This is a genomic window from Comamonas sp. F1-6 (genome assembly GCF_039581415.1).
Taxonomy (GTDB): domain Bacteria; phylum Pseudomonadota; class Gammaproteobacteria; order Burkholderiales; family Burkholderiaceae_C; genus Comamonas; species Comamonas thiooxydans.
Genome location: NZ_JBCPWN010000033.1, coordinates 1 through 25,603, shown reverse-complemented (window position 1 = coordinate 25,603; position 25,603 = coordinate 1). Strand labels below are relative to the sequence as shown.

Below are 25,603 nucleotides of genomic sequence, written 5' to 3'. Positions count from 1 at the left end.
ATGAATTACGCACATTCGCAGGAAATCGCCCGTGCGCTCGAGCCGGTGCTGGAAGATGCAGCACTTGCGCAGCAACTGGCTGCGCAAGCCAGGCCGGCCGTGTGGCTGCAGACCACTGCGGTGGAGGACGAAGCGGAGATTGCGTCCGGCAGCACCAAACTTGGCGGCTGTCCCGACCTGCCAGCCGGTGTGGCCTGGCCCGAGCGAGGACGCTATCCGGACCATGAGCAGCGGGTGAAGCCCCATCGCGAAGACAGCCTTGCTCCCGACAGCCGTTGGCGATGGGCCAGGCCGGAGCAAGTCCAGCTATTTCGCAAAGAGGCCTTGCAGCACGTCGCAAGGCTTGAAAGCACTTTTCCGCTGAGCTTTGTGGCGCAGATCAACTTCGCCGAAGCTCGCTCCGCCGGGACTCTGGATGCGGATTTCCCCGAGTCTGGACTGCTGTCCGTCTTCTACGACCTGATGGAGCAGCCCTGGGGTTTCGATCCTGCCGATGCCTGTGCGCTGAAGCTGATCTTCTCCGAGGGCGATGCCGAGCTCGAGCGGCGCCCGCAACCGCCGGCGCTGCTAGAGCTGCCCGATCACTGTCAGCTCGCTCCTATGGCCTGCGAACTGCATGCCTGCGTCACGGCCTTGCCTCTGGAGAGCGCTCAGTGGGGTTCGCAGGGCCTGGCGCTTGACGAAGAGCGGCGTGACCGCTTTGTCGAATGGTGGTTCGATGACGCACAAAACGCTGCCAGCAGCGGTGGAGAGGATAGCGGCTGCCATCGCATCGGCGGCTGGCCCACGCCTGTCCAGGGTGATATGCAGACCGAATGCGCGTTGGTGGCAGCGGGGCATTACTGCGGTAATGGCGATGCCTACGCGAACGATGCCACGCGGGCCGTACGCGATACCGCAACGCAGTGGCTTTTGCTGCTGCAGATCGGCAGCGATGAAAAAGGCGGCATGGGCTGGGGCGATGGAGGCCAGGTCTATCTGTGGATGCGCCGCGACGACCTGCGCGCACGTCGCTTTGACCGGGCGCGGTTGGTGCTGCAGTGTTGCTGAAACCCGCCTGCACCGTGGCTGCAGGTGCCAACGGTTGCGAAATGGCTGCGAAACAGGTGTTTGGAGAATTCTTTTTGTGGGAAATGAAAATTAATTGATATTGATTCTCATTTGATGTTAATATTCGCCCAGCTTGCGGCGCAGGACTCTGGTGGGGTATCAAGTGCTGCATTGCTCAGTTTCATCGTGGGGCGACTCGTCGGGCCTGTTCAGCCTGCAGTCGTTTTTGCCAGCCAGCGGTTTGCCGGTTAGCCAGGCGTTTTTTCGATGCAAACAGTAATTTATTCAAAATTCATAGCTTTTAGCGCATGATATGCAACGATTCTGCTATGAATTGACTATGTAAGCTTTACCAGAAAAGCGCATCAAGCTCCTTATTCAGGAGCTTTATTTTTTGGAAAATACTGGGGCGTGCAGCACTGCTCATTGCATCCGGGCATGAAAAAAGCAGCCACAGGGGCTGCTTTTGTGAGTGCTGTCTTCGGTGCTCAGACGCCGGCGGCATGGGCCTGCTGGTCAGCATGGTAGCTCGAGCGCACCATGGCGCCCACGGCGGCGTGGGTGAAGCCCATCTTGTAGGCCTCTTGCTCGAACATCTTGAAGGTATCGGGGTGCACATAACGGCGCACGGGCAGGTGGCTGTTGGTGGGCGCCAGATACTGGCCGATGGTCAGCATGTCGATGTTGTGGGCACGCATATCGCGCATCACCTGCAGGATTTCCTCGTCCGTCTCGCCCAGGCCCACCATGATGCCGCTCTTGGTCGGCACATCGGGGTGCAGTTCCTTGAACTTCTTGAGCAGGTTCAGGCTGAACTGGTAGTCGGAGCCGGGGCGCGCTTCCTTGTACAGGCGCGGCGCGGTTTCCAGATTGTGGTTCATCACATCGGGGGGGGCCGACTTGAGGATTTCCAGCGCGCGGTCGTCACGGCCGCGGAAGTCGGGCACCAGGATCTCGATCTGCGTCTCGGGCGAGAGCTCGCGGATGTTCTTGATGCATTCCACGAAGTGGCCCGAGCCGCCGTCGCGCAGGTCGTCGCGGTCCACGCTGGTGATCACCACGTACTTCAGGCGCAGCGCGGCAATGGTGCGTGCCAGATTCAGCGGCTCGTTCACGTCCAGCGGATCGGGGCGGCCATGGCCCACGTCGCAGAAGGGGCAGCGGCGCGTGCACTTGTCGCCCATGATCATGAAGGTGGCCGTGCCCTTGCCAAAGCACTCGCCGATATTCGGGCAACTGGCTTCCTCGCAGACCGTGTGCAGATTGTTCTTGCGCAGAATGTCCTTGATCTCGTAGAAGCGCGTGCTGGGGCTGCCGGCCTTGACGCGGATCCATTCCGGCTTTTTGAGGACTTCGGCCTGCTCCACCTTCACGGGGATGCGTGCCAGCTTGGCAGCAGCCTTCTGCTTGGCCAGCGGGTTGTAGTTTTCGGCGGACTGCGCTTCGCGCACGACTTCATTGGTGCTCATGATCTTGCCTTCAGGGTGAGAGACGCGCCTTCAGCTGGCGGCCCAGCACGGATGCGGCCTCGTCCCAGGTTGTCTGTACGCCGATTGTAGAAAGGTCCACCGTTCTCAGCCCTGCGTATCCGCAAGGGTTGATTCGCAAATAAGGTTCCAAATCCATATCGACATTGAGGGCCACTCCGTGGTAGGTGCTGTGGCGGCTGACCTTGATGCCCAGGGCGGCAATCTTGCCCAGGCCCTCGAAATGCGGCTCGGGCGCCGGGCTGCCCGGTTCGCGATGTTGCGGACGCTGCTCCAGCATGGCATGGCTGCGCGGATCGTCCAGGCGCACATAGATGCCGGGGGCGCCTGCCACGCGGTGGCCGGTGACGCCGAAATGATCCAGCGTGCGGATCACCGCATCTTCCAGCCGGTACACATACTCTTTGACGAAGTAGCCCATGCGCTGCAGATCCAGCAGCGGATAGGCCACCACCTGACCGGGGCCGTGATAGGTCACCTGGCCGCCGCGATTGGTTGCCACCACGGGAATATCGCCGGGGTTCAGAACATTTTCAATTTTGCCGGCCAGCCCCTGAGTGAAGTGGGGTGAGTGCTCGCATACCCATACTTCGTCACGTGTAGCCGAGTTGCGTGTGCGCGTGAACTCCTGCATCGCGACCACGGTTGCTTCATAGCCGGTGCGCCCCAGAAAGCGCAGGTCCATGGCTTCGGGGGGCTGCAAGGCGGAAGCAATCGGGTTATGGCTCACAGCACGACCTTCACCAGGGGGTGAGAGGTCAGTGCGCGGTAGGTATCGTCCAGTTGCTCGCGACTGGTGGCCGTGATGGTGATGGTCACGCCCAGGTAGTTGCCGCCAGAGCTGGGGCGCAGCTCCACCGTGCTGGCGTCAAAGCTGGGGTCGAATTTTTCGGCGATCTTGGTGATTTCATGCACCAGATGCTCATTCTTGACGCCCATCACCTTGATGGGGAACTGGCTCGGATACTCGATCAGCGAATCCTTGCGCGGGTCTTCTTGCTGGCCGTTCTCGTTGGCGGCAGATGGGTTGGGCGTGTCGCTCATGAAGAGTCCTTGGCTGGAATGAAAAATTGCCGTTGGTGAAACAGCCGGTCAATGAGTAGGAAAGATTGTGCGCCACGCCGGGCAGCCCTGCGCACGTGGGCCTAATCCATGGCTTGGCGAGGCCCGCCAACCGGCAAAGCCCCTGGTAGGCGGCAGACAATTCAGGGTAATCAGGTATTTCAATTAGGGCACACTCGCGCCGCACCAAAGCTGAGGATGGCAGATGTTGTCACTCAGCGACAACCCTCAGGTCTTGTCAAAGACGTTTTGCGCATGACAGTATCAACCCCTATCTAACGACGGGGGTTTTTACTTATAATCAGAGGCTTTGTAAAAAAGTCTTGCCTGGTCAGCGGTGTGAAAGAAAACATGACAAACATGCCCGCTGATTTTCAGGATGAGGACGAAGTCGAAGACTTCAAGCCCCTGACTGCACAAGAAGCCTCTGCATGGCGTTCGCGCTTTCCGCAGGTTTCTGTCTGGCGCATCGTCATCGTTCAGACGCTGGTCGGCGTTATCGTGGCTTTGCTGTCGTGGTTGATGACGGGGCGAGCAGCCGCAGGCTGGTCGGCGGCGTATGGAGCGCTGGCGGTCGTGTTGCCCGCAGCGCTGTTTGCAAGAGGTGTGGTTCGTCAACGGCCGGGAGGTGCCGGGGCGGCCATGGCGGGGATTTTCGGTTGGGAACTGGTGAAGCTGGTGCTGTGCATCGCGATGCTGGCGGCTGCGCCAAAGCTGGTTCCCGATCTCAGTTGGCTGGCGTTGCTGGCCGGTTTGATTGTTGTGATGAAAACGTATTGGGTTGCACTGCTGGTGCGATCCAGTGTCCGAAAAACTGAAGCTTAAGAAGAGAGTTGACGATGGCCGCTGATGCGCACGCCCCAACTGCAAGTGAATACATCGTTCACCACTTGCAACACCTGCAAAACATCAAGCAGAAGTCCGTCATTGATTTCTCAGTCATCAACTACGACTCGATCGTGGTGGCTGGCGTTCTGGGTCTGCTCGGCATCTTCGTGCTCTGGCTGGCTGCCCGCAAGGCGACTTCCGGCGTGCCCGGCCGCTTCCAGGCCGCCGTGGAAATCCTGGTCGAGATGGTGGACAACCAGGCCAAGGCCAATATCCACAACGCCCAATCGCGCAAATTCATCGCTCCTCTGGCACTGACCGTCTTCGTCTGGATCTTCCTGATGAACGCCATGGACATGCTGCCCGTGGATCTGCTGCCCTATCTGTGGCAAGGCGCTACCGCCGACGAACACGCCTATCTGCGTGTCGTGCCCACCGCCGATCTGTCCACCACGCTGGGCCTGTCCTTCGCCGTGCTGGTCCTGTGCCTGTTCTACAGCGTCAAGATCAAGGGCATGGGCGGCTGGGCGCATGAACTGGTGACTGCACCGTTCGGCACTTCCAAGAATCCCGTCTTCGCCCTGATCCTGGGCGTGGTGAACCTGCTGATGCAGGTGATTGAATACGTTGCCAAGACCGTGTCGCATGGCATGCGACTGTTCGGCAACATGTACGCTGGTGAGTTGGTGTTCATGCTGATTGCCCTGATGGGTGGTGCGGCGGCTATGTCGCTCTCTGGTGTGTTGCTCCCCGTGGGGCACATCATTGCAGGCTCTATCTGGGCAATCTTCCACATCCTGGTGATTACCCTGCAGGCCTTCATTTTCATGATGCTGACGCTGATTTACCTCGGCCAGGCACATGAAGCTCACTGACCTTTCCCTCTTCAACCTTTCTTTCCTTTAATCCCTAGGAGTCATCATGGAAAACGTTCTCGGTCTCGTCGCTCTGGCTTGTGGTCTGATTGTTGGTCTGGGCGCTATCGGCGCTTCGATCGGTATCGCCCTGATGGGTGGCAAGTTCCTGGAATCTTCGGCACGTCAGCCTGAGCTGATCAACGAACTGCAAACCAAGATGTTCATCTTGGCTGGTCTGATCGACGCCGCCTTCCTGATCGGTGTTGCTATCGCCCTGCTGTTCGCTTTCGCCAACCCCTTCCAACTGGTGGCCTAAGCTCCGATCAACGCCCTAAATAGAAAGGTGTTGCCGTGAGTATCAACGCGACCCTGTTCGTTCAGGCCATTGTTTTCCTGATCCTGGTGCTGTTCACGATGAAACTCGTGTGGCCCCCGATTGCGAAGGCACTGGATGAGCGAGCCCAGAAAATCGCCGATGGCCTCGCTGCTGCCGACAAGGCCAAGACCGAACTGACCGCTGTCAACAAGCGTGTCGAACAGGAATTGGCCCAGACGCGCAACGAAACAGCTTCGCGGCTTGCGGACGCCGAACGCCGCGCCCAGGCCATCATTGAAGAAGCCAAGGCCCGCGCGACAGAAGAAGGCAACAAGATTGTTGCTGCTGCCCGCGCTGAAGCTGACCAGCAAGCCATTGCTGCCCGTGAAGCCCTGCGTGAGCAAGTGGCAGCGCTGGCCGTCAAGGGTGCCGAGCAGATCCTGAAGAAGGAAGTCAATGCCGGTATCCACGCTGATCTGCTGAACCGCCTGAAGACAGAGCTGTAAGGAAAGCAAAAAATGGCAGAACTCGCCACCATTGCCCGCCCTTACGCCGAAGCATTGTTCAAAGCCTGCGCCGACAAGGCTGCAGACTTGAACAGCACTGTCGCTTGGGTGGAGGAATTGGCGGCGATTGCCGCCAATCCGCAATTGCGCCAACTGGCCGACAACCCGAACGTGAGCGACGCGCAAGTGTTCGATCTCATCACGGGTGTGGCCAAGTCGGCATTGCCCGAGTCCGCACGCAACTTCCTGCGTGTGGTCCTCGAAAACGGCCGTCTGGACGTGCTGCCTGAAGTGGCAGCCCAGTTCCGCAGCCTCGTGAACAGCAAGAGCGGCTCTTCGGATGCCGTGGTGTACAGCGCTTTCCCGATTGAGGATGCAGCGCTGGCCGAGCTTGGCGCCACGCTGGAAAAGCGCTTTGGCCGCAAGCTGAATCTCACCGTGAAGCTCGATGAATCGCTGATCGGTGGCGTTCGCGTCGTGGTGGGCGACGAGGTGCTGGACACCTCCGTCAAGGCCCGTCTGGAACAAATGAAAGCGGCCCTCACCGCGTAATGCGCTTGAGGTCTCGGCTAACACACAAGAAAGAAGGAAAGAGTCATGCAACTCAATCCCGCAGAAATTTCTGAACTGATCAAGAGCCGCATCGAAGGGCTGGCTGCTAGCACTGACGTCCGTAACCAAGGCACCGTGGTGTCGGTGACTGACGGTATCGTGCGCGTGCACGGCCTGTCGGACGTGATGGCTGGCGAAATGCTGGAATTCCCCGCAGGCGCCGACGGTCAACCCACTTACGGTCTGGCTCTGAACCTGGAGCGCGACTCCGTGGGCGCCGTGATTCTGGGTGCTTACGAGCACATCGCAGAAGGCAACACCGTCAAGTGCACCGGCCGTATCCTGGAAGTGCCCGTGGGCCCTGAGCTGGTCGGCCGCGTGGTGAACGCCCTGGGTCAGCCTATCGACGGTAAGGGCCCCATCAACGCCAAGATGACGGACGTGATCGAGAAGGTCGCTCCTGGCGTGATCGCACGTCAATCCGTGGATCAGCCCCTGCAAACCGGTATCAAGTCCATCGACTCCATGGTTCCCGTGGGCCGTGGTCAGCGTGAACTGATCATTGGTGACCGTCAGACTGGTAAGACGGCTGTCGCTATCGACGCCATCATCAACCAGAAGGGCCAGGGCGTTATCTGTATCTACGTGGCTATTGGTCAGAAGGCTTCTTCGATCAAGAACGTGGTGCGCTCTCTGGAACAAGCCGGCGCGATGGACTACACCATCGTCGTGGCTGCCACCGCCTCTGAATCTGCTGCCATGCAGTACGTGTCGGCCTACGCTGGCTGCACCATGGGCGAATACTTCCGCGACCGCGGCGAAGACGCTCTGATCGTTTATGACGACCTGTCCAAGCAAGCCGTGGCCTACCGTCAAGTTTCGCTGCTGCTGCGCCGTCCTCCCGGACGTGAAGCTTTCCCCGGCGACGTGTTCTATCTCCACAGCCGTCTGCTGGAGCGTGCCGCTCGCGTGAACGCCGACTACGTCGAAGCCTTCACCAAGGGTGAAGTCAAGGGCAAGACCGGTTCTCTGACCGCTCTGCCTATCATCGAAACACAAGCTGGCGACGTGTCCGCTTTCGTTCCCACGAACGTGATTTCGATTACCGACGGCCAGATCTTCCTGGAAACCAGCCTGTTCAACGCCGGTATCCGTCCCGCTATCAACGCCGGTATTTCGGTGTCCCGCGTGGGTGGTTCCGCTCAGACCAAGGTTGTGAAGGGCCTGTCCGGCGGTATCCGTACCGACCTGGCTCAGTACCGTGAACTGGCTGCCTTTGCGCAGTTCGCTTCCGACCTGGACGATGCAACCCGCAAGCAGCTGGACCGCGGTGCCCGCGTGACCGAACTGCTCAAGCAGGCTCAGTACTCTCCTCTGTCGACCGCTCTGATGGCTTCTTCGCTGTTCGCAGTGAACAAGGGCTTTATGGACGACATCGAAGTCAAGCAAGTGCTGCCCTTCGAATCTGGTCTGCACCAGTTCCTGAAGACCAGCCACGGCGCTCTGCTTGACCGTCTGAACGAAAAGCGTGCTTTCGACAAGGAAGGCAAGGACGAAGCTGAACTGACTGCAGCCATTACTGCATTCAAGAAGTCCTTCGCTTAATACCGGCGAGGAGTCATCATGGCAGCAGGTAAGGAAATACGCGGCAAGATCAAATCGGTGGAAAACACCAAGAAGATCACCAAAGCCATGGAAATGGTGGCTGCATCCAAAATGCGCAAGGCGCAGGACCGGATGCTGGCTGCCCGTCCATATAGCGAAAAAATCCGCAACATTGCAGCCCATCTTGGCGAAGCTAACCCTGAATATGTGCATCCGTTCATGCAAGTGAACGATGCCAAGAAGGTCGGCGTCATCGTTGTGACGACCGACAAGGGTTTGTGCGGCGGCATGAACACCAACGTGTTGCGTGTCGTCACCAACAAGTTGCGCGAACTGCAGGATGCGGGTGTTGCGACAGATGCAGTGGCCATTGGCGGCAAGGGACTGGGTTTCCTGAACCGTGTCGGTGCCAAGGTGGTCTCTCACGCTACAGGCTTGGGCGACACGCCTCACCTCGACAAGCTCATCGGGCCTGTCAAGGTGTTGCTGGACCAATATGCTGAAGGCAAGCTGAGCGCGGTGTACCTGGCGTACACCAAGTTCATCAACACCATGAAGCAGGAGTCGGTGGTGGAGCAACTGCTCCCCCTGTCGTCCGAAAAATTGCAAGCCGAGAAGACGGGTGCATCGTGGGAATACATCTACGAACCTGACGCTCAAAGCGTCATCGACGAACTGCTGGTTCGTTACGTGGAGTCCCTCGTGTACCAGGCAGTTGCGGAAAACATGGCGTCCGAGCAATCGGCGCGCATGGTGGCCATGAAGGCCGCTACCGACAACGCCGGCAACGTCATCAGCGAGTTGAAGCTGGTCTACAACAAGACGCGTCAGGCAGCGATTACGACCGAGTTGTCGGAAATCGTGGCAGGCGCAGCCGCTGTGTAAACGGCTTTAACGAACAAACAGATTGGAGCAAAAAATGGCTCAAGTACAAGGCAAGATTGTTCAATGTATCGGCGCCGTGGTGGACGTGGAGTTTGCCCACGGCCAGGTGCCCAAGGTGTATGACGCCTTGAAGCTGGAAGGCTCGGCCCTGACCCTGGAAGTTCAGCAGCAGCTGGGCGACGGCGTGGTGCGTACCATTGCCCTGGGTTCTTCGGACGGTCTGAAGCGTGGCCTGATGGTCACCAACACCGGCAACCCCATCACCGTTCCCGTGGGTAAGGCTACCCTGGGCCGCATCATGGACGTGCTGGGTAACCCCATCGACGAACGTGGTCCCGTGGACCAGACCCTGACCGCTGCCATCCACCGCAAGGCTCCTGCTTACGACGAACTGTCGCCTTCGCAGGAACTGCTGGAAACCGGTATCAAGGTGATCGACTTGGTCTGCCCCTTCGCCAAGGGCGGCAAGGTGGGCCTGTTCGGTGGTGCCGGTGTGGGCAAGACCGTGAACATGATGGAACTCATCAACAACATCGCCAAGGCCCACAGCGGTCTGTCGGTGTTCGCTGGTGTGGGTGAGCGTACCCGTGAAGGTAACGACTTCTATCACGAAATGTCCGACGCTGGCGTTGTGAACCAAGAGAACCTGGGCGAGTCCAAGGTTGCCATGGTTTACGGTCAGATGAACGAGCCCCCAGGAAACCGTCTGCGCGTGGCGCTGACCGGCCTGACCATGGCTGAGTCGTTCCGTGACGAAGGCAAGGACGTGCTGTTCTTCGTGGACAACATCTACCGCTACACACTGGCCGGTACCGAAGTGTCCGCTCTGCTGGGCCGTATGCCTTCCGCCGTGGGCTACCAGCCTACCCTGGCTGAAGAAATGGGCAAGCTGCAAGAGCGTATTACCTCCACCAAGGTTGGCTCGATCACTTCCATCCAGGCCGTTTACGTGCCAGCGGATGACTTGACCGACCCCTCGCCCGCCACCACTTTTGCTCACTTGGACTCCACCGTGGTGCTGTCCCGTGACATCGCTTCGCTGGGTATCTACCCCGCTGTGGATCCTCTGGACTCCACCAGCCGTCAGCTGGACCCCCAAGTGGTTGGCGAAGAGCACTACAAGGTGGCTCGCCAAGTGCAGGGTACGCTGCAGCGCTACAAGGAACTGCGCGACATCATCGCGATTCTGGGCATGGACGAACTGGCTCCCGAAGACAAGCTGACCGTGGCTCGTGCTCGTAAGATCCAGCGTTTCCTGTCTCAGCCTTTCCACGTGGCTGAAGTGTTCACCGGCGCTCCCGGCAAGTACGTTCCCCTGTCTGAAACCATCCGTGGCTTCAAGATGATCGTGAACGGCGAAGCCGACCACCTGCCCGAACAGGCTTTCTACATGGTTGGTACCATCGACGAAGCCTTCGAGAAGGCCAAGAAGCTGGCTGCCTAACTGGCTTGCACCCCCTGAGCGGCTTGCGCCGCTTCCCCCTCTCTTTCAGGAGGGGGACCGCCCTCGCTGCGGGGCGGCCCTTGCTCGGCGTCTCTGGCTTGGGGTGTGCTTGTTTTAGGACCAGTTTTTACCTTTTCTAGGAGCAAAGATGAACACTATTCACGTTGATGTGGTCAGTGCCGAAGAGTCCATCTTCTCCGGTGAAGCGCGCTTTGTCGCCTTGCCCGGTGAAGCGGGCGAGTTGGGCATTTATCCCCGCCACACACCGCTGATCACCCGTATCAAGCCGGGTTCGGTGCGCATCGAAATGCCTGACGGCAGCGAAGAGTTCGTCTTCGTGGCCGGCGGCATTTTGGAAGTGCAACCCAACTGCGTGACCGTGCTGTCCGACACCGCCATCCGCGGCAAGGATTTGGACGATGAAAAGGCGCAAAAGGCCAAGGCTGCGGCCGAGGAAGCCCTGAAGAACGCCAAGGGCGAACTGGACATCGCTCGTGCGCAGTCCGAGCTGGCCGTGATGGCAGCTCAGATTGCGGCTTTGCGCAAGTACCGCCAGAAGCGTTGATGTGCTGTGCCCATGAGCACATGCATCAGCAGCAAAAAGCCACCGCATGCGGTGGCTTTTTTTATGGACTGTTGCTGCGGAAATCGAAGCGCACTGTGCTTGTCCCAAAAGGAACTGATCCCGAAACCAGCAGGATTCCGAACCGCGGCAGCGCGCAAGCAGCTTAGCCGTTGCAGGCGGCCTGATAGCCGTAGACCACGGAGCTGTCCTTGGGGTCCACATGGCGTGATTTGCGCACCACGGCCTTGCTGGGGTCTTCGCAGAGGGCTCGGATCTGGGCTTCGCACTTCTTGGGGTCATCTTCCTTGAGCTTGCAGCTCAGTGCGTAGTCGTATTCAGCCGGTGCTTCGGCGCCTCTGGGGCTGATGGAGGAGCAGGCGCTCAGTGCCAGGGCAGAGCTGATGACGGCCAGAGAGAACAGAGATTTCTGCATGCTTGAGTGCTTTCTTAAGAAAATACGGCTGCCCCAAAACTAACACAGCCATGCGGGTAAAAAGGTTTTTTCTGGATGGGGCCCACCTGCTTTTTGCATCACCGGGCCTGTTCGCGGTGCCAAAAACAACAAAGGACATGGATGCGCTACAGCGGTACCTTGACGCAATGGAATGACGAGCGTGGCTTTGGCTGGATAGAGGCCGATGGCGGTGGCGAGCGTCTGTTTGTCCATATCAGTGCTTTTGAGCCGCGCCCGCCCGCAGAGCAGCGTCCTCGGCCCGGTCTGCGCCTGGAGTTTTCCGTCGGCATGGAGCAGGGCAGAAAGCGCGCGCTTCAGGTTGCATGGCGCGCTGGCGGCCCAGTGCCTCAGGCACGGTCTTCTTCGGTGCGGCGCAACAGCCCTTCTGCAGGGCGTTTGCAGTCCTCGCGTGCGGTGCCTCAGGGCTGGCATGCCTCCAGTGGCTTCAGCTATGGCGTGTTGCTGGTCTGGCTGCTGATGATGCTGACCACCGCCGTGATTTGGGGCATACCGCGTATCCTCTGGCTGGCCTATGCAGGCCTGAGCATGCTGACCTTCATGGCCTACTGGCAGGACAAATGGGCCGCCCAGAAGGGGCAGTGGCGCACGCCGGAAAACACGCTGCAGACCATGGCGTTGGCCGGAGGCTGGCCCGGTGCCCTGCTGGCCCAGCAGTGGCTGCGCCACAAAAGCAGCAAGACCAGCTTTCAGCTACAGTTCTGGCTCATGGTCCTGATCAATGTGGTGGCCGTGCTCTGGCTGTGTTCGCCGTATGGGCGACATGTGCTGGCCTGAGGCCTCTGAGGTCTGCAGCCGGTGGGTGCGGCTGCAGAACCGGATCAGCGGTTGCGGCCCGGCAGATGCCTTTGGACCACGGGTGTATCGGGCAGGTTTCGCTGCGTGTTGGCCGCGGATTTGCGCGGGAAATGCGCCTGCAGTTGCCGGTTGACGCGCTCCAGTGCCGATACCAGGCCCATGCTGAAATGCCCGCCCTGGAAGGCGGACTGCATATCGCTGATCAGCGTTTGCCATTGCTCGGCGTTCATGGTGCGGTCCAGTGCGCGGTCGGCCACGATTTCTATGGCGTGGTCGGCCAGCAGCAGGTAGATCAGGACGCCGTTGTTGTGCTCCGTGTCCCAGACATGGAGCTTGGCGAACTGCGAGAGCGCGCGCTCGCGCGCCGTGGCATCGCGCCAGATATAGCTCCAGGGCAGGCCGGCCTCGACGCAGATGCGGACCTGACCGGTGTGGCCCAGCTCGCTTTTGGCGATCAGCAATTCCAGCTCCTTGAGCGTGGCAGGCGGCAAGGCCTTGCGCAGATGCTGTTCGGCCGAGCGGTGTCGCACCAGACGTGCCAGGCGTTGAAAGACATTGCTCATTTCACCAGTCCCCCGAGGCGCCACCGCCACCAAAGCTGCCGCCGCCACCGGAGCTGAAACCGCCTCCCGAGCTGAAGCCTCCCCCGCTGCCGCTGCTCCAGCCGCCGCCCCCGCCGGTACTGATATACGGTCCGCCTCCGCCCCGCGAGAGGTTGGAGAGCAGGGTGAAGATCAGGCCCACCAAGCCAGCTACGCCTGCGATCAACAGGCTGGTGGTGATCACATAGGCGGCTGTCCCGGCAATGCCTCCAATGATCAGCGAACCCAGCACGCGGCCGAAGATGGCGCGGGCGACGGCAATCCCGATCGGAAAGCCGAAAAACAGCAGCGGAAGCAGAAAGTCCAGATTTTCGGACCAGGATGGGCCCGACTTGCGCGGCTGGGACTGCGGCGCGGGCAGTTTCTCGCCGTGAATCAGCAGGCTCATCTGCTCGATGGCGGCAGACAGGCCACCCGCATAGTCGTCGGCGCGGAAGCGCGGCTTCATGGCTCCGTCGATGATGCGTGCGGCCTGGATGTCGGGAATCGCGCCCTCCAGCTTGCGCGCCACCTCGATGCGCATGCGCCTGTCGTTCTTGGCCACGACGATGAGAGAGCCGTCGCCTATGTCCTTGCGCCCCAGCTTCCAGCTGCTGGCCACGCGCCAGGCATAGGCGGCAATGTCTTCCGGAGCCGTGGTGGCGACCATGAGCACGGCGACCTGGGCGCCGGTCTCGTCCTCCAGCTTCTTGAGCTGCTCGCTCAGCGCCTGTTGATCGCTCTGGCTCAGCGTGCCGGTCTGGTCGATGACGCGCGCCGTCAGCTCGGGCAAGGGCTGCAGCTGAGCGCCTGCGCCACCCTGCGCCAGGGCTGGCAGCGCCGACAGCAGCACCATGCTGGCAAAAACAATAGCTGCAAGCGCTTTGTAGAAAAGGGCTTGAGGCGATTTTTGCATGGGTTTAAAGAGCTGTGCGCGCAATTACTTGCTGCCGGCAGGCGCTGCGGGTGTGGAAAAGTCAACGGCTGGTGGTTGCGAGATCTGGGCTTCGTTCTGTACCGTGAAGGTCGGCTTGACCTTGTAGCTGAATACCTTGGCCGTGATATTGGTGGGGAAGCTGCGCGCCAGCACGTTGTAGGCTTGTACGGTGCCTATGTATTCGTTGCGCGCCACGGTGATGCGATTTTCCGTGCCTTCCAGCGTCACGCGCAGATCGCGGAACGCCTGGTTGGCCTTGAGTTCGGGATATTTTTCCGCCACCACCATCAGGCGCGAGAGCGCGCTGGAGATCTCGCCCTGAGCCTGCTGGAACTTGTTGAAGGCTTCGGGGTTGTTGATCAGCTCGGGCGTGGCCTGAATCGAGGTGGCTTTGGCGCGTGCTTCAATCACCCTGGTCAGGGTCTCCTGCTCGAAGTTGGCCTCGCCCTTGACCGTGGCGACAATGTTCGGGATCAGATCCGAGCGGCGCTGGTACTGATTCAGCACCTCGCTCCAGGCAGCCTTGGATTTTTCATCCAGGCGCTGAAAGTCGTTATAGCCGCAGCCCGTGAGGGAGAGCATGGAGGCCGCAGTTGCGATTGCCAGAAGCCAGCGTTTCATGGGTGTTTCCATTCACGAGATTGAGACGGAAACCATAGCATAAGGCCTTGGCAGGCCAGTGTGCGAGCGCAGCCTGTTGCCCTGTCCGCTGCCCGGTGGCGCTAGCATTGCAATCATGTCCACTGTTTCTCCACTCGATGCCCTGCGTGGCGCACAGCGTCCCGGCCCGAAAACTGCGACCTTGCCGCGCCTGTTGCTGGCCGGGGCCACGGGGCCGCTGGGCAACGAGGTGCTCAGTCGCGTGGTTGGCGCGCAGAACTATGCGCTGGTCCAGGTGCTGGCACGCGAGCCCTATGTCCAGGGGCTGCGTGGCATGGAGTTGCTGACGCAACTGCACGGCGATGTGCAGCAATGGCCTGTGCAGAGCGCCGATGTGGGCCTCATCATGTTTGAGCCTCCGCGTCCCTATTACCAGCGCGAGCGCGCCTTGTGGACGCCCCGGCCCGATCAGCTGCAGGCGGTGGCGCAGTGGATGCAGCGCTGTGGCGTGCACACGCTTGCCGTGGTGCTGCCCCACGATATGGGCAGCCTGCCCCAGGCTTTGAAGCAGGGGCTGGCCAATCTCAATGAGCAAGGCGTGGCCGCACTGGGCTTCGAACGGCTGATTTTTGTGCGCTCGGCCAGAGAAGCCCAGAAAATCAATGCAGGCCATTGGCTGCAGCGCACGGCAAAGATCATGCTTTCGGCGCTCAGCTATATGCTGCCGCAGACGGAGCGGCCGGTGCGCGCCATGCATGTGGCTCGTCTGGTGGAGGCAGCCTTGCTCAAGGCACCGCCGGGAATTCATGTGGCTCCGCCTGAACTGGTCTGGCGTGCGGCACAGAAAGACGCCCTGCAGTCAGAGCTGCGCAGCTGGTTGGGTTCCTCATGAATTTCGAACAATTTCGTGCACCTTGGTGGCAGCCCGGAGGTCATGTCCAGACCATTTGGGCTGCACTCTGTGCGAAGGGCGGAGAGTCTCCGGCGTGGCGGCGCGAACGCTGGGATACGCCCGATGGCGATTTCATCGATATCGATTTTTCAAGCCGCCTGGCAAGTGCAAGCGCTCCCACACTGGTGCTGTTTCATGGCCTGGAAGGCTCTTCCTCCAGCCACTACGCCAAGGCCCTGGCACAGGTCTGCGCGCAGCGCGGCTGGCATCTGGCCGTGCCGCATTTTCGCGGCTGCAGCGGTGAGCCCAATCGCTTGCTGCGTGCTTATCACTCTGGCGACTCGGACGAGGTGGACTGGATTTTGCGCCGGCTGCAGCAAAGCGCGAGCGGCGAATTGCTGGCAATGGGTGTATCGTTGGGCGGCAATGCCCTGGCGCGCTGGGCCGGGCTGCAGCAGCAGGCGGCTGCAGAACTCGTCAAGGGTGCGGCAGTGATTTGTGCGCCGCTGGACCTGGTGGCCGGAGGCGTCAATCTGGGCCAGGGGCTCAATCGCTGGATCTACACCCCCATGTTCATGCGTACCCTGGTGCCCAAGGCCCTCGCCAAATGGCAGCAGTCGCCGGGGGTGTTCGATAGGGAGCGGCTGCAGCGCGCACGCACTCTGCATGACTTTGACGATGTGTTCACGGCCCCGGTCCATGGTTTCAGGGATGCTGATGATTACTGGAGCCGGGCCTCGGCCAAGCCCCTGCTCAAGCAAGTGGCCGTGCCCTTGTTGCTGCTCAATGCGCGCAACGATCCGTTTGTGCCGGCGCACAGTCTGCCCAGGCCCGATGAGGTCAGTGCCACCGTGCAGCTATGGCAGCCGCCGCACGGCGGACATGTGGGCTTTGCCAGCGGGGCCTGGCCTGCCCATGTGCAGGCCATGCCGCTGGCCGTGACCGAATGGCTGGAGCAGTGGCTCTGAGCGTTCGCAGAATAATCAGGAGATGAGTGATGGATGACATCGTGAAGCAGGCCATGGCGAAATGGCCCAACGTGCCGGCCTGCAGCGGCTGGCTGGGTCTGGATGCGCGCGGCCAGTGGTGGCTCAGAGACGAGCAGGCCCAGGCATGCGGCGCGTTTGCCGGCGGCAAGCCCGGAGCCAGGGGCAATCTGCTGCGCCACGAAAAGCTGGCTGAATTCATCGGTCGCAACTATTTGGCCGAGTCAGATGGTCGCTGGTATTTCCAGAACGGCCCGCAGCGTGTGTATGTGGAGCTGGAGAGTGCGCCATGGATATGGCGTCTGCGATGCACAGAGCATGGCCTGCAGCTGAGCAGCCACACGGGCCAGGAGCTGGCTGCCGAACAGGTGCAGCAGGTGCTGCTGGACGAGCAGGGGCGGCTGTTTCTGGCCCTGCCGCAAGGCCTGGGCATGGTGCACAGCCTGGACATGCTGGATGCCGCGAATGCGCTGGAAGGCGGCGTGCTGCCCGAGGTGCAGGAGGTCGACAGCGCTTCGCTTCCATTGAAGTTTGGCTTTGTGCCTAGCCCGCAGGCTCATCAAGTCTGATCGCTGCCTGTACTGGCGTACAAAAGGCGTCCGGTCAAAAATAACAAAACCGGCCAAAGGCCGGTTTTTGCGGAGCAAAGAGCAGAGCTTACTTGGCTGCATCCACCATGTACTGAATGGCGGCCTTGAAGTCTGCGTCCGAAGCAGTGGAGCCGCCCTTGGGAGGCATGGCCCCAACACCTTGGGTGGCCTTCTGCACCATATCGTCCATGCCCTTGGCAATGAAAGGTGCCCAGGCAGCCTTGTCGCCAAACTTGGGAGCTCCGGCTACGCCACTGGCGTGGCAGGCCATGCAGGTTGTGTTGTAGATGTTCTTGCCCACATCGGAGGCCGCGGCAGCTGCGGGAGCCGGGGCGGATGCAGGTGCTGGCTCGGCGGCTGCAACAGCTGCTGCAGGTGCAGCGGCGACGGGGGCCGCAGGTGCTGCTGCGGGGGCATCACCGGCTGCTGCGGGGGCATCACCGGCTGCTGCGCCGGCTGCAGGCTGGGGCTCGGGGAAGTTGGCGCCGGCAGCATTGCTCATATAGACCACGCCACGGGCAATTTCCGTGTCATTGAACTCGCCGCCACCCTGGGCCGCCATTGCACCCTTGCCGGCCAGGGCAGAGTGCACCAGCGTTTCCAGGCCCTGCTTGATGCGCGGGCCCCAGGCTGCTGCATCCTGGAATTTGGGTGCGCCGGCTACGCCGGTTTCATGGCAGGCCGCGCATTGCGACTTGAAGACTTCCGCGCCACCGCGCAGAGGGCGGTTGGCATCACGAATTTCTACCGTTCCCACTTTTTGCAGACGCATGGCCTTGGCCATTTCGGCATTGGCCGTGCCTGCGCCCGTGGTGTCGGACGAAGTCACGAACTTGACCAGACCGATGATGACGAAGATGGGAACCACAAACGAGAAGAAGACGGCAAGCAACAGCTGCTTGGGTTTTTTAATGGGGCCTGTATGGGCTTCTTCGTGGTGTTGCTCGCTCATGAAGTCCTCTGAGATCGTGGGATGGGGATGAACAAACCATTATAGAAGTGAGGGTTAAGAACGCCAGTGCACGACGATCCGGGTTGACGGCTGCTGCATAAAGGAGTTGAGTTGGATCAACTTTGTGCAGCCAATTTGTGGCGTGCATGAAAAAAGGCGTCCGAAGACGCCTTGTGTGAGAGTGCAAATCTTGGCCCGATTACTGGGCTGTAGTTGCTGCCGCAGGGTTGTTGCTGGCGCTTGCCTCCGTCCAGCCGCCGCCCAGCACCTTGTAGAGATTGACTTGGTTTTGCAGCTGCGCCAGGCGGACCTGAACCACGGATTGCTCCAGTGCAAACAGTGAACGCTGCGCATCCAGCAGATCCAGGTAGCTGGCCACGCCGTTGGTGTAGCGCAGGTCCGACAGCTTGTAGCGAACCTGCTCGGCCTCCAGCTGACGCGATTGGGCATCAAGCTGATCCTTGAGTGCTCGGCGATTCACCAAGGTGTCGGACACCTCGCGGAAGGCCGACTGAATGGAGCCTTCGTATTGAGCCACGGCAATCTTCTGGCTGGCTTCTGCAACCTGCAGATTGGCGCGATTGCGGCCTGCATTGAAGATGGGCAGATACAGCGAAGGCGCAATCGTGAACGCCGCAGAGTCCGACTTGAGCAGATCGGAGATGTCGGAGCTTGCGAAACCTGCCGAGGCGGTCAGGGAGATGTTCGGGAAGAACAGCGCACGTGCCGCACCAATGCTGGCATTGGCGGCAATCATGCTTTGCTCGGCCTGACGGATGTCGGGCCGGCGCAGCAGCAGGTCAGAAGGCAGGCCCGAAGGAACATCGGCCAGGGCAGGCAGATCGCGCAGTTGCTTGCCTTGCATGCTGGTCATCAGATCGGCAGGCAGAGTCTGGCCCACGAGCAGGGTCAGGGCGTTGACGTCGCGCTCGCGCTGACCGGCTTGCTGGGCCAGCGTGGCGCGTGCGCTTTCGGTCAGCGACTGAGCCTGGCGGTAGTCCAGCTCGGAAGCGACACCGGAGTCCAGTCGCAGCTTGGTCAGCTTGATGGACTGCTCGCGTGTGCCCAGGGTACGACGGGAAATGGCCAGCAACTCCTCGTCAGCCTGCAGGTTCAGCCAGGTGTTGGCGACCGTTGCAATCAGACTGATCTGGGCCGCTTTGCGGCCTTCCTCAGTCGCCAGATACTGGGCCAGAGCTTGCTGCTTGAGGCTGCCGATGCGGCCCCAGAAGTCAATCTCCCAGCTGGGCATGGAAAGGCCTGCCATGTACGAGTTGGCATAGCGGCCCGTGGCGGCACTGGGCTGGCGGCTGGCGCTGCCTGCCACACCGAACTCAGGAAACTGGGCGGCACGCTGGATCTGGTACTGAGCCTGCGCCTTTTCGATGTTGAGCACGGCCACACGAAGGTCGCGGTTGTTGTCCAGCGCGAGCTGGATCACCTGCTGAAGGCGAGGGTCCGTGTAGAACTGCTGCCATGGGATGTCGGCGGCCGCGGTGGTGCCAGCCTGCTCGTCGGCGGCAGAGTAATGCTCAGCCACCGGAGCGGCAGGGCGCTCCAGCGTGGGGATGAAGGAGCAGCCGCTGGCCAGCAGCGCGCCGGCCAGTGCTACGGGTAGCAAGGTTTTATTCATGTTGCGAGCCTCCCTGTGCTGCAGAAATTGCCGCCGGGGGAGTGGCGTTGGAGTCCTGCTTGGACTTCTTGCCAAACAGATTGAACACGGCCACAAAGAACACGGGCACCAGGAACACGGAGATCGGCGTGCCAATCACCATGCCCCAGAACACGCCGGTGCCGATCTCCTTCTGGCTGGCAGCGCTGGCGCCGGAGGCGATGTACAGCGGCACCACGCCCAGAATAAAGGCCAGCGAGGTCATCAGAATCGGACGGAAACGCAGATGACCGGCTTCCAGCGCGGCTTCCAGCGCGCTCTTGCCTTCCGCATGCAGGTCCTTGGCGAACTCCACGATCAGAATGGCGTTCTTGGCCGACAGACCGATCACCGTGATCAGCGCCACCTGGAAGTAGATGTCGTTGGGCATGCCGCGCATCAGCATGCCGGCCACGGCGCCGAACACGCCCAGAGGCACGACCAGCAGCACGGACAGCGGGATGCTCCAGCTTTCATACAGTGCGGCCAGACACAGGAACACGGCCAGGATGGAGAACGCATACAGCAGCATGGCCGAGGAGCCCGCCTTTTTCTCGTCCAGAGACTGGCCGGTCCACTCGTAGCCGAAGCCGTCGGGCAGCTCCTGGGCCAGCTTTTCCATTTCTTTCATGGCGTCACCGCTGGTAAAGCCGGGCTTGGCCTGACCAGTGATGCTCATGGAGGGGTAGCCGTTGTAGCGTGTCAGCTGCATGGGGCCGCTGATCCACTTGGCGCTGACCATGGTGGAAAGCTCCACCAGTTGGCCTTGCGCGTTGGGCACCGTCAGGCGTATCACGTCCTCGGGCTGCATGCGACGAGCCGCATCGGCCTGGATGGTCACACGCTGCATGAAGCCGTTGTTGGGGAAGTCCGTGGAGTTGGACGAACCCAAAGCGGTCGCCAGCGTGGTGGCCAGATCGCCCATGCTCACGCGCTGGGCATAGACCGCATCGCGGTTGATGTCGACCTGCCATTGTGGGGCGTCATCCACGCCATCAAAGCGCACGCCGGCCAGAACGGGGCTCTGGTTGGCCTTGGCAACCAGCTGGTTGCGGGCTGCCAGCAAGGCTGCATGACCCTTGCTGCCACGATCCTGCAGGCGGAAGGTGAAGCCATCGCTATTGCCAAGTTCCGAGATGGATGGAGGCACCAGGGTAAAGATGAAGCCATCGCGCAGCGCTGACATGGCGCCCTTGGCTCGGTCGGCGAAAGACGTGGCGTCCGAGCCTGGGGCTGTGCGCTCGGACCAGTCCTTGAGCGTGGTGAATGCCAGACCCACGTTCTGGCCCTGGCCCATGAAGCTGAAGCCCAGAATGCTCACGATGTGATCGACTTCGGGCTGGCTCAGCACAAACTTTTCCAGCTCTGCAACGGTCTTGCTCGTGCGTTCCAGGCTGGCGCCAGGAGGCAGTTGCGTCAGCGAGATGACATAGCCCTGGTCTTCCGTTGGCAGGAAGGCCGTAGGCAGTCGCATGAACATGAAGACCACGCCGGCAATCACCAGCAGATAGACGATAAAGGCTTGAGCGGAGCGCTTGACCACACCGGAGAGTGCGGAAGAGTAGCGCTTCGTGCCTGCGTCAAACTTGCGGTTGAACCAGTTGTAGAACGGGCCGAGCAAGCCGGTCTTCTTGTCGTGCGCGTGGCCCTTGGGAATGGGCTTGAGCATGGTGGCGCAAAGCGCAGGCGTCAGCGTCAGCGCAAAGAAGCCCGAGAAGAAGATCGAGATGGCCATCACCAGCGAGAACTGGCGATAGATGTTGCCCGTCGCGCCGGAGAACATGGCCAAGGGCAGGAACACCGTCACCAGAATCACGGTGATGCCGACCACGGCGCCCTGGATCTGGCCCATGGCCTTGATGGTGGCTTCCTTGGGCGGAAGGCCTTCCTCGGCCATGATGCGCTCGACGTTTTCCACCACCACGATGGCATCGTCCACCACGATACCGATCACCAGCACCATGGCGAACATGGCCAGAATGTTGATGGTCAGGCCGGCCACCAGCATCACGGCAAACGTGCCGAGCAATGCAATGGGGACCACGATGGTGGGGATCAGGGTGTAGCGGATGTTCTGCAGGAAGATCAGCATCACGATGAACACCAGCACGATGGCTTCAAGCAGCGTGTGCACCACCTTTTCGATGGAAATTTTCACGAACTTGGAGGTGTCGTAGGGCGAGGACCACTTCACACCGGCAGGCAGGAAGGGCTCCATCTCGGCCATCTTGGCCTTGACCAGCTTGGCAGTAGCCATGGCGTTGGCAGTCGAAGTCAGCTGCACGGCCATGGCCACAGCAGGCTTGCCGTCCAGGCGGGACTCGAAGGCGTAGCTCTCGATGCCCAGCTCGATGCGGGCCACATCCTTGAGGCGCACGGTGGAGCCGTCGGAATTGGAGCGCAGAACCACTTCACCGAATTCTTCGGGCGTGGTCAGCTGGCCGGGCACCACGATCGTGGCAGTGGTAGTGGTGCCGGGTGTGCTGGGCAGGTTGCCAAGGGCGCCACCGGAGATCTGCTGGTTCTGCGCGGCAATCGCTGCGTTGACCGATGCAATCGACAGACCGAAGCCCTGGAGCTTGGCAGGATCCACCCAGACGCGCATGGCACGACCCGATGCAAACAGCTGCGCCTTGCCCACGCCGTCCAGACGTTGGATTTCAGGCACCACATTGCGGTTCACGTAGTCGGCAATGTCGTCACGCGAAGTCTCTCCAGACTCGGCCTGGAAGGCCAGAATCATCAGGAAGTTGCTCATGGACTTGTCCACGCGCACGCCCAGGGCCTGAACGACCTGAGGCAGGCGAGGCAGCACGCGCGAGAGGCGGTTTTGCACGTCCACCTGCGCCAGATCGGGGTTGGTGCCTGGAGCAAAGGTGACGGTCAGCGTGCCTTGGCCACCCGCAGGGGCGGAGGCTTCCATATACATCAGACCTTGCGCGCCGTTGATTTCGCGCTCGATCAGTTGCAGAACGGAGTCCGTCATGGTCTGTGACGTGGCGCCCGGGTAGGTCGCTGTCACGTTGATGGTCGGAGGTGCGACCGATGGGAACTGTGCCACCGGTAGCTTGGTGATGGAGATCACGCCCGCAATGATCACGAAAATCGCGATCACCCAGGCAAAGATCGGTCTGTGGATGAAAAACTTTGACATGGATCGTGCCTGTTACTTGGCTGCCTGGCCTTCGCCAGCACCTTCGGCTGGTGTGGTGGCTTTCTCTTGCGCAGGTGCGGCGGGGGCCGCAGCAGAGGGTTGTGCTGGTGCGCCGGCAGCCGCATTGTTGATCTCGACGGGCTTGACCTTCTTGGCCCCCATACCCACCTTGATCAGGCCGTCCACCATGACTTTTTCTCCAGCTTTCAGACCGGATGTGACAACCCAGTTATTGCCACTGGACTGACTGATCTGAACGGGGCGTGGTGCCACGGAGCCATCCTCGGCCACGATCATGACGAAGTTGCCCTTTTCGTTGCGGGTCACGGCTTGTTGCGGAATCAGTGCGGCGTTCTCGACCTGTGCCTGCTCCAGGTGCACGCGTACGTAAGTGCCGGGCAACAGCAGTCCGTCGGGATTGGGCAGCTCCGCGCGCACGCTGACCTGGCCGGTAGTCGGGTCCACGGTCAGGTCGGTGAACAGCAGCTTGCCGGTATGTGCGTACTCCTTGCCATCGTCCAAATAGACGTGGACGCGCGCTGCGTTGTCACCTACCTTTGTTAACTTGCCGGAACCGAGCGCTTCACGCATGCGCATGATGTCGGAAGAGGACTGAGTCAGGTTCACGTACAGCGGGTTGACTTGCTGAATGGTCGCCAGCTGCGTGGCTTCGCCCTGGCCGACCAGAGCGCCTTCCGTCACCAGAGCGCGGCCGATGCGTCCGGAGATGGGGGCTGTCACGCTGGCATAGCCCAGGTTGACGTTGGCATTGGTGACTGCCGCCTTGCCTGCCGCAACTTGTGCCAGTGCCGCCTTTTCGTTGGCAATGGCCGTGTCGTATTCCTGCTTGCTGATGGCATTGGCTTCCACCAGGGGCTTGTAGCGGCGTGCGGTGGCAGATGCCTGGGCGAGATTGGCTTCGGCCTGTGCCAGGGTCGCCTGAGCGCTCTGCAGGTTGGCCTTGTATGGGGTGTTGTCAATCTGGAACAGGGCTTGGCCAGCCTTGACATCCGAGCCTTCCTGGAACAGGCGCTTTTGCACGATGCCGGCTGCGCGGGCGCGAACCTGAGCAATGCGCGATGGCTCCAGGCGGCCTGGCAGATCGGAGATCAAAGGCACGTTTTGCATGGATACCGTCACTACACCTACTTCGGGTGGCTGTGCCTGAGCGGCTGCTTGTGCTTTTTGAGCTTCCGCGTTTTTGTCACTGCATGCGACTAGGCCCAGTGCAGCAGCCAAGCTCAGGCCGATGACCATGGAGCGGGTGCCGGATGCGGCTGAATGGGACTGATTGTCGGGAGCCTGGTTTGCTTCATACATCGGGTGCATGAACGTCCTTCCGGTTGACATTGTGAAAACGAGAAAAGAGCGCTGTCCGCAGTGGAGCGCTCGTTCGGGTGGAAACCCTAGATGGTTTCCTGCATATCGGTGCTAGGGAAATTATACATACATGCATAAATGTATAATTGCAAACGCTGCGTAAAGCAGTTGAGAAATGGCTTTTCTCGCGGCGATCTATGGCCGGCGATTGATGGAGAGGGTGAGTGATGGCTCGAAGAACCAAGGCTGAAGCGGATGAGACGCGCACCAAGCTGCTGGATGCGGCTGAAGAGGTGTTTTTCGAGAAGGGTGTATCTCGAACCTCTCTGGGCGATATCGCGCAGCGTGCAGGGGCTACACGCGGGGCGGTGTACTGGCACTTCAAGGACAAGATGGATGTCTTTGTTTCCATGCTTGGGCGCATATGCCTGCCTTTCGAAGAAATCTGTGACGACAGGTATGGTGACCTGTTGCCGCTAGAGCGCATTCGTCACTCCATCCTGTGTGTGTTCGAGAGCTTGGACGAGGATGAGCGCAGACGCAAGGTATTTGAAACGGCGCTATTCAAAATGGAATACGTGGGCGAACTGGCTGATGTGCGTTTGCAGCATATAGAAAGTTCAGGCTTCGCTCGGGAAAAATTTGCGCACGACCTGGCGGCTGCGGCACAGGGGCAGTCCGTGCAGTTGTCGGTATCCCCGGAAGAGGCTGCTCTCGGCTTGCACTCTCTTTTTGTAGGTCTTATACATGGTTGGGTATTGACGGAAGGGAGTTTCTCATTAGTCAAGGTTGGTTCGATGTCGGTGGATGTCTACTTGTCTGGTTTGGGATTTCAGGTGAAATTGTGATTTGGGTGTCCAAACCCGTGCAATAATTGCGGCTGTTGAATTGTTGTTGGCCGTGCAAGCGGCCTGACGGATTCGCGGCTGTAGCTCAGTGGATAGAGTATTGGCCTCCGAAGCCAAGGGTCGTGGGTTCGATCCCCGCCAGCCGCGCCAGCATCGATCTTCGGCAAGAAAAAAGAAATTTCAAAATTTCTTTTTAAGCTGGAAATAGATGCTACAATTCAAGTCTCTTCGGAGGGGTGGCCGAGTGGTTAAAGGCAGCAGACTGTAAATCTGCCCGCTAACGCGTACACAGGTTCGAATCCTGTCCCCTCCACCAGCAATGGTTGAGAAGAGCGATTGCTAGAAATAGCAGTCACGTGCAGTAGTAAATCTGTGCGGGAGTAGTTCAATGGTAGAACCCTAGCCTTCCAAGCTAATGACGCGGGTTCGATTCCCGTCTCCCGCTCCAGTTTGCGAGCAAAGATTTTAGAAGTTGTTTTTGCAGCTTCTTTGCCCATGTGGCTCAGTGGTAGAGCACTCCCTTGGTAAGGGAGAGGTCGCGGGTCCGATTCCCGCCATGGGCACCATTTTCTGGTGCGCTCGCTTGATAGGGTTGCGCCGAAATCCTCTTGCAGTGAATTAATTTTTTCGGAGTCGGAAAAATGGCAAAAGAAAAATTCGAGCGC

At 60.2% G+C, this 25,603-nt stretch carries 26 protein-coding genes and 4 tRNA genes; 19 read left to right on the top strand and 11 right to left on the bottom strand.

Annotated elements, in window-relative coordinates; genetic code table 11:
- On the top strand, positions 1-1,050 hold the full coding sequence (locus tag AAIL66_RS22720; protein WP_343497823.1) for a YwqG family protein: 1,050 nt from the start codon (positions 1-3) through the stop codon (positions 1,048-1,050).
- A gap of 488 nt (positions 1,051-1,538) precedes the next feature.
- On the opposite strand, the gene lipA is transcribed toward AAIL66_RS22720, so the two are convergent.
- Genes lipA through AAIL66_RS22705 form a run of 3 tightly spaced genes read right to left on the bottom strand, consistent with a single transcriptional unit; the run spans position 1,539 to position 3,581 of the window.
- Positions 1,539-2,519 carry a lipoyl synthase gene (gene lipA / locus AAIL66_RS22715; RefSeq protein ID WP_003059385.1) on the bottom strand — a complete coding sequence of 327 codons (981 nt, stop codon included), beginning with the start codon at positions 2,517-2,519 and terminating at the stop codon, positions 1,539-1,541.
- Positions 2,520-2,529: 10 nt separating this feature from the next.
- A complete protein-coding gene (lipB, locus tag AAIL66_RS22710; protein WP_034359058.1) occupies positions 2,530-3,222 on the bottom strand; it encodes a lipoyl(octanoyl) transferase LipB in 693 nt (230 codons plus the stop codon).
- Positions 3,223-3,263: 41 nt separating this feature from the next.
- The gene (locus AAIL66_RS22705) at positions 3,264-3,581 is read right to left on the bottom strand and encodes a DUF493 family protein (RefSeq protein WP_003065410.1); all 318 of its coding nucleotides are present in this window, start codon (positions 3,579-3,581) and stop codon (positions 3,264-3,266) included.
- A 378-nt stretch (positions 3,582-3,959) separates the two neighbouring features.
- On the opposite strand from AAIL66_RS22705, the gene AAIL66_RS22700 reads away from it, so the two are divergent.
- The 9 genes from AAIL66_RS22700 to AAIL66_RS22660 all read left to right on the top strand — a co-directional run bounded on the left by AAIL66_RS22700 (position 3,960) and on the right by AAIL66_RS22660 (position 11,157).
- The gene (locus AAIL66_RS22700; RefSeq protein ID WP_003065409.1) at positions 3,960-4,424 is read left to right on the top strand and encodes an ATP synthase subunit I; all 465 of its coding nucleotides are present in this window, start codon (positions 3,960-3,962) and stop codon (positions 4,422-4,424) included.
- A 14-nt stretch (positions 4,425-4,438) separates the two neighbouring features.
- Positions 4,439-5,302 carry a F0F1 ATP synthase subunit A gene (gene atpB, locus AAIL66_RS22695; RefSeq protein ID WP_003065408.1) on the top strand — a complete coding sequence of 288 codons (864 nt, stop codon included), beginning with the start codon at positions 4,439-4,441 and terminating at the stop codon, positions 5,300-5,302.
- Positions 5,303-5,348: 46 nt separating this feature from the next.
- Entirely contained in the window at positions 5,349-5,600 is a 252-nt protein-coding gene (gene atpE / locus AAIL66_RS22690; protein ID WP_003059376.1) for a F0F1 ATP synthase subunit C, read from the top strand.
- A gap of 35 nt (positions 5,601-5,635) precedes the next feature.
- Positions 5,636-6,106, top strand: coding sequence for a F0F1 ATP synthase subunit B (locus AAIL66_RS22685; RefSeq protein WP_003065405.1), 471 nt, complete (start codon positions 5,636-5,638; stop codon positions 6,104-6,106).
- A gap of 12 nt (positions 6,107-6,118) precedes the next feature.
- Complete coding sequence (locus AAIL66_RS22680) at positions 6,119-6,658, top strand: F0F1 ATP synthase subunit delta (RefSeq protein ID WP_003065404.1); 540 nt, start codon at positions 6,119-6,121, stop codon at positions 6,656-6,658.
- A 45-nt stretch (positions 6,659-6,703) separates the two neighbouring features.
- A complete protein-coding gene (gene atpA, locus AAIL66_RS22675; RefSeq protein WP_034359061.1) occupies positions 6,704-8,263 on the top strand; it encodes a F0F1 ATP synthase subunit alpha in 1,560 nt (519 codons plus the stop codon).
- Between the two features lie 18 nt (positions 8,264-8,281).
- On the top strand, positions 8,282-9,148 hold the full coding sequence (gene atpG / locus AAIL66_RS22670) for a F0F1 ATP synthase subunit gamma (RefSeq protein WP_003065400.1): 867 nt from the start codon (positions 8,282-8,284) through the stop codon (positions 9,146-9,148).
- Positions 9,149-9,182: 34 nt separating this feature from the next.
- The gene (gene atpD, locus AAIL66_RS22665; RefSeq protein WP_003065399.1) at positions 9,183-10,592 is read left to right on the top strand and encodes a F0F1 ATP synthase subunit beta; all 1,410 of its coding nucleotides are present in this window, start codon (positions 9,183-9,185) and stop codon (positions 10,590-10,592) included.
- A gap of 148 nt (positions 10,593-10,740) precedes the next feature.
- On the top strand, positions 10,741-11,157 hold the full coding sequence (locus AAIL66_RS22660) for a F0F1 ATP synthase subunit epsilon (RefSeq protein WP_003059364.1): 417 nt from the start codon (positions 10,741-10,743) through the stop codon (positions 11,155-11,157).
- Between the two features lie 163 nt (positions 11,158-11,320).
- On the opposite strand, the gene AAIL66_RS22655 is transcribed toward AAIL66_RS22660, so the two are convergent.
- Positions 11,321-11,590 carry a hypothetical protein gene (locus AAIL66_RS22655; RefSeq protein ID WP_034359063.1) on the bottom strand — a complete coding sequence of 90 codons (270 nt, stop codon included), beginning with the start codon at positions 11,588-11,590 and terminating at the stop codon, positions 11,321-11,323.
- 159 nt (positions 11,591-11,749) lie between these two features.
- Here AAIL66_RS22655 and AAIL66_RS22650 point away from each other — a divergent pair, with 159 nt between their 5' ends.
- A complete protein-coding gene (locus AAIL66_RS22650; RefSeq protein WP_343497822.1) occupies positions 11,750-12,406 on the top strand; it encodes a cold shock and DUF1294 domain-containing protein in 657 nt (218 codons plus the stop codon).
- 44 nt (positions 12,407-12,450) lie between these two features.
- Here AAIL66_RS22650 and AAIL66_RS22645 read toward each other — a convergent pair whose 3' ends face one another.
- From AAIL66_RS22645 to AAIL66_RS22635, 3 genes are all read right to left on the bottom strand, one after another.
- Positions 12,451-12,990 (bottom strand): TPM domain-containing protein, encoded by a 540-nt coding sequence (locus tag AAIL66_RS22645; RefSeq protein ID WP_343497821.1) that lies wholly within the window; start codon positions 12,988-12,990, stop codon positions 12,451-12,453.
- Position 12,991: 1 nt separating this feature from the next.
- On the bottom strand, positions 12,992-13,864 hold the full coding sequence (locus tag AAIL66_RS22640; RefSeq protein ID WP_343497830.1) for a YgcG family protein: 873 nt from the start codon (positions 13,862-13,864) through the stop codon (positions 12,992-12,994).
- Positions 13,865-13,948: 84 nt separating this feature from the next.
- Complete coding sequence (locus tag AAIL66_RS22635; protein ID WP_003065385.1) at positions 13,949-14,566, bottom strand: LemA family protein; 618 nt, start codon at positions 14,564-14,566, stop codon at positions 13,949-13,951.
- A 115-nt stretch (positions 14,567-14,681) separates the two neighbouring features.
- Between AAIL66_RS22635 and AAIL66_RS22630 the strand changes: the two genes are divergently transcribed.
- The 3 genes from AAIL66_RS22630 to AAIL66_RS22620 are packed head-to-tail and all read left to right on the top strand — an operon-like array spanning position 14,682 to position 16,992.
- Positions 14,682-15,437, top strand: coding sequence for a hypothetical protein (locus tag AAIL66_RS22630; RefSeq protein WP_034381915.1), 756 nt, complete (start codon positions 14,682-14,684; stop codon positions 15,435-15,437).
- The gene (locus tag AAIL66_RS22625) at positions 15,434-16,405 is read left to right on the top strand and encodes an alpha/beta fold hydrolase (RefSeq protein ID WP_034359069.1); all 972 of its coding nucleotides are present in this window, start codon (positions 15,434-15,436) and stop codon (positions 16,403-16,405) included. Before AAIL66_RS22630 ends, AAIL66_RS22625 begins: the two co-directional genes overlap by 4 nt.
- A gap of 29 nt (positions 16,406-16,434) precedes the next feature.
- Positions 16,435-16,992 carry a DUF2946 family protein gene (locus AAIL66_RS22620; protein ID WP_343497818.1) on the top strand — a complete coding sequence of 186 codons (558 nt, stop codon included), beginning with the start codon at positions 16,435-16,437 and terminating at the stop codon, positions 16,990-16,992.
- 88 nt (positions 16,993-17,080) lie between these two features.
- On the opposite strand, the gene AAIL66_RS22615 is transcribed toward AAIL66_RS22620, so the two are convergent.
- The 4 genes from AAIL66_RS22615 to AAIL66_RS22600 form a co-directional block, all read right to left on the bottom strand.
- Positions 17,081-17,965: a c-type cytochrome gene (locus AAIL66_RS22615; protein WP_343497816.1), complete on the bottom strand. Its 885-nt coding sequence runs from the start codon at positions 17,963-17,965 to the stop codon at positions 17,081-17,083.
- A 199-nt stretch (positions 17,966-18,164) separates the two neighbouring features.
- Complete coding sequence (locus AAIL66_RS22610) at positions 18,165-19,598, bottom strand: efflux transporter outer membrane subunit (RefSeq protein ID WP_034359075.1); 1,434 nt, start codon at positions 19,596-19,598, stop codon at positions 18,165-18,167.
- Positions 19,591-22,770 carry an efflux RND transporter permease subunit gene (locus tag AAIL66_RS22605; RefSeq protein WP_343497814.1) on the bottom strand — a complete coding sequence of 1,060 codons (3,180 nt, stop codon included), beginning with the start codon at positions 22,768-22,770 and terminating at the stop codon, positions 19,591-19,593. Before AAIL66_RS22605 ends, AAIL66_RS22610 begins: the two co-directional genes overlap by 8 nt.
- Positions 22,771-22,782: 12 nt before the next feature.
- Positions 22,783-24,090, bottom strand: a complete 1,308-nt coding sequence (locus tag AAIL66_RS22600; RefSeq protein ID WP_343497829.1) for an efflux RND transporter periplasmic adaptor subunit — start codon at positions 24,088-24,090, stop codon at positions 22,783-22,785.
- Positions 24,091-24,317: 227 nt separating this feature from the next.
- Between AAIL66_RS22600 and AAIL66_RS22595 the strand changes: the two genes are divergently transcribed.
- From AAIL66_RS22595 to AAIL66_RS22575, 5 genes are all read left to right on the top strand, one after another.
- The gene (locus AAIL66_RS22595) at positions 24,318-24,938 is read left to right on the top strand and encodes a TetR family transcriptional regulator (RefSeq protein ID WP_343497812.1); all 621 of its coding nucleotides are present in this window, start codon (positions 24,318-24,320) and stop codon (positions 24,936-24,938) included.
- A 74-nt stretch (positions 24,939-25,012) separates the two neighbouring features.
- Positions 25,013-25,088: transfer RNA gene (locus AAIL66_RS22590), tRNA-Arg, on the top strand.
- Between the two features lie 80 nt (positions 25,089-25,168).
- Positions 25,169-25,254, top strand: a tRNA-Tyr gene (locus AAIL66_RS22585).
- 58 nt (positions 25,255-25,312) lie between these two features.
- A tRNA-Gly gene (locus AAIL66_RS22580) sits at positions 25,313-25,386 on the top strand.
- Between the two features lie 43 nt (positions 25,387-25,429).
- A tRNA-Thr gene (locus tag AAIL66_RS22575) sits at positions 25,430-25,504 on the top strand.
- Positions 25,505-25,603 lie beyond the last annotated feature (99 nt).

Excerpts from the sequence above, each read along its gene's own strand:
- AAIL66_RS22720 (WP_343497823.1), top strand. The coding sequence starts at position 1 with ATGAATTACGCACATTCGCAGGAAATCGCCCGTGCGCTCGAGCCGGTG.
- lipA (WP_003059385.1), bottom strand. The coding sequence starts at position 2,519 with ATGAGCACCAATGAAGTCGTGCGCGAAGCGCAGTCCGCCGAAAACTAC.
- lipB (WP_034359058.1), bottom strand. The coding sequence starts at position 3,222 with ATGGACCTGCGCTTTCTGGGGCGCACCGGCTATGAAGCAACCGTGGTC.
- AAIL66_RS22705 (WP_003065410.1), bottom strand. The coding sequence starts at position 3,581 with ATGAGCGACACGCCCAACCCATCTGCCGCCAACGAGAACGGCCAGCAA.
- AAIL66_RS22700 (WP_003065409.1), top strand. The coding sequence starts at position 3,960 with ATGCCCGCTGATTTTCAGGATGAGGACGAAGTCGAAGACTTCAAGCCC.
- atpB (WP_003065408.1), top strand. The coding sequence starts at position 4,439 with ATGGCCGCTGATGCGCACGCCCCAACTGCAAGTGAATACATCGTTCAC.
- atpE (WP_003059376.1), top strand. The coding sequence starts at position 5,349 with ATGGAAAACGTTCTCGGTCTCGTCGCTCTGGCTTGTGGTCTGATTGTT.
- AAIL66_RS22680 (WP_003065404.1), top strand. The coding sequence starts at position 6,119 with ATGGCAGAACTCGCCACCATTGCCCGCCCTTACGCCGAAGCATTGTTC.
- atpA (WP_034359061.1), top strand. The coding sequence starts at position 6,704 with ATGCAACTCAATCCCGCAGAAATTTCTGAACTGATCAAGAGCCGCATC.
- atpG (WP_003065400.1), top strand. The coding sequence starts at position 8,282 with ATGGCAGCAGGTAAGGAAATACGCGGCAAGATCAAATCGGTGGAAAAC.
- atpD (WP_003065399.1), top strand. The coding sequence starts at position 9,183 with ATGGCTCAAGTACAAGGCAAGATTGTTCAATGTATCGGCGCCGTGGTG.
- AAIL66_RS22660 (WP_003059364.1), top strand. The coding sequence starts at position 10,741 with ATGAACACTATTCACGTTGATGTGGTCAGTGCCGAAGAGTCCATCTTC.
- AAIL66_RS22655 (WP_034359063.1), bottom strand. The coding sequence starts at position 11,590 with ATGCAGAAATCTCTGTTCTCTCTGGCCGTCATCAGCTCTGCCCTGGCA.
- AAIL66_RS22645 (WP_343497821.1), bottom strand. The coding sequence starts at position 12,990 with ATGAGCAATGTCTTTCAACGCCTGGCACGTCTGGTGCGACACCGCTCG.
- AAIL66_RS22640 (WP_343497830.1), bottom strand. The coding sequence starts at position 13,864 with ATGGTGCTGCTGTCGGCGCTGCCAGCCCTGGCGCAGGGTGGCGCAGGC.
- AAIL66_RS22635 (WP_003065385.1), bottom strand. The coding sequence starts at position 14,566 with ATGAAACGCTGGCTTCTGGCAATCGCAACTGCGGCCTCCATGCTCTCC.
- AAIL66_RS22630 (WP_034381915.1), top strand. The coding sequence starts at position 14,682 with ATGTCCACTGTTTCTCCACTCGATGCCCTGCGTGGCGCACAGCGTCCC.
- AAIL66_RS22625 (WP_034359069.1), top strand. The coding sequence starts at position 15,434 with ATGAATTTCGAACAATTTCGTGCACCTTGGTGGCAGCCCGGAGGTCAT.
- AAIL66_RS22620 (WP_343497818.1), top strand. The coding sequence starts at position 16,435 with ATGGATGACATCGTGAAGCAGGCCATGGCGAAATGGCCCAACGTGCCG.
- AAIL66_RS22615 (WP_343497816.1), bottom strand. The coding sequence starts at position 17,965 with ATGAGCGAGCAACACCACGAAGAAGCCCATACAGGCCCCATTAAAAAA.
- AAIL66_RS22610 (WP_034359075.1), bottom strand. The coding sequence starts at position 19,598 with ATGAATAAAACCTTGCTACCCGTAGCACTGGCCGGCGCGCTGCTGGCC.
- AAIL66_RS22605 (WP_343497814.1), bottom strand. The coding sequence starts at position 22,770 with ATGTCAAAGTTTTTCATCCACAGACCGATCTTTGCCTGGGTGATCGCG.
- AAIL66_RS22600 (WP_343497829.1), bottom strand. The coding sequence starts at position 24,090 with ATGTATGAAGCAAACCAGGCTCCCGACAATCAGTCCCATTCAGCCGCA.
- AAIL66_RS22595 (WP_343497812.1), top strand. The coding sequence starts at position 24,318 with ATGGCTCGAAGAACCAAGGCTGAAGCGGATGAGACGCGCACCAAGCTG.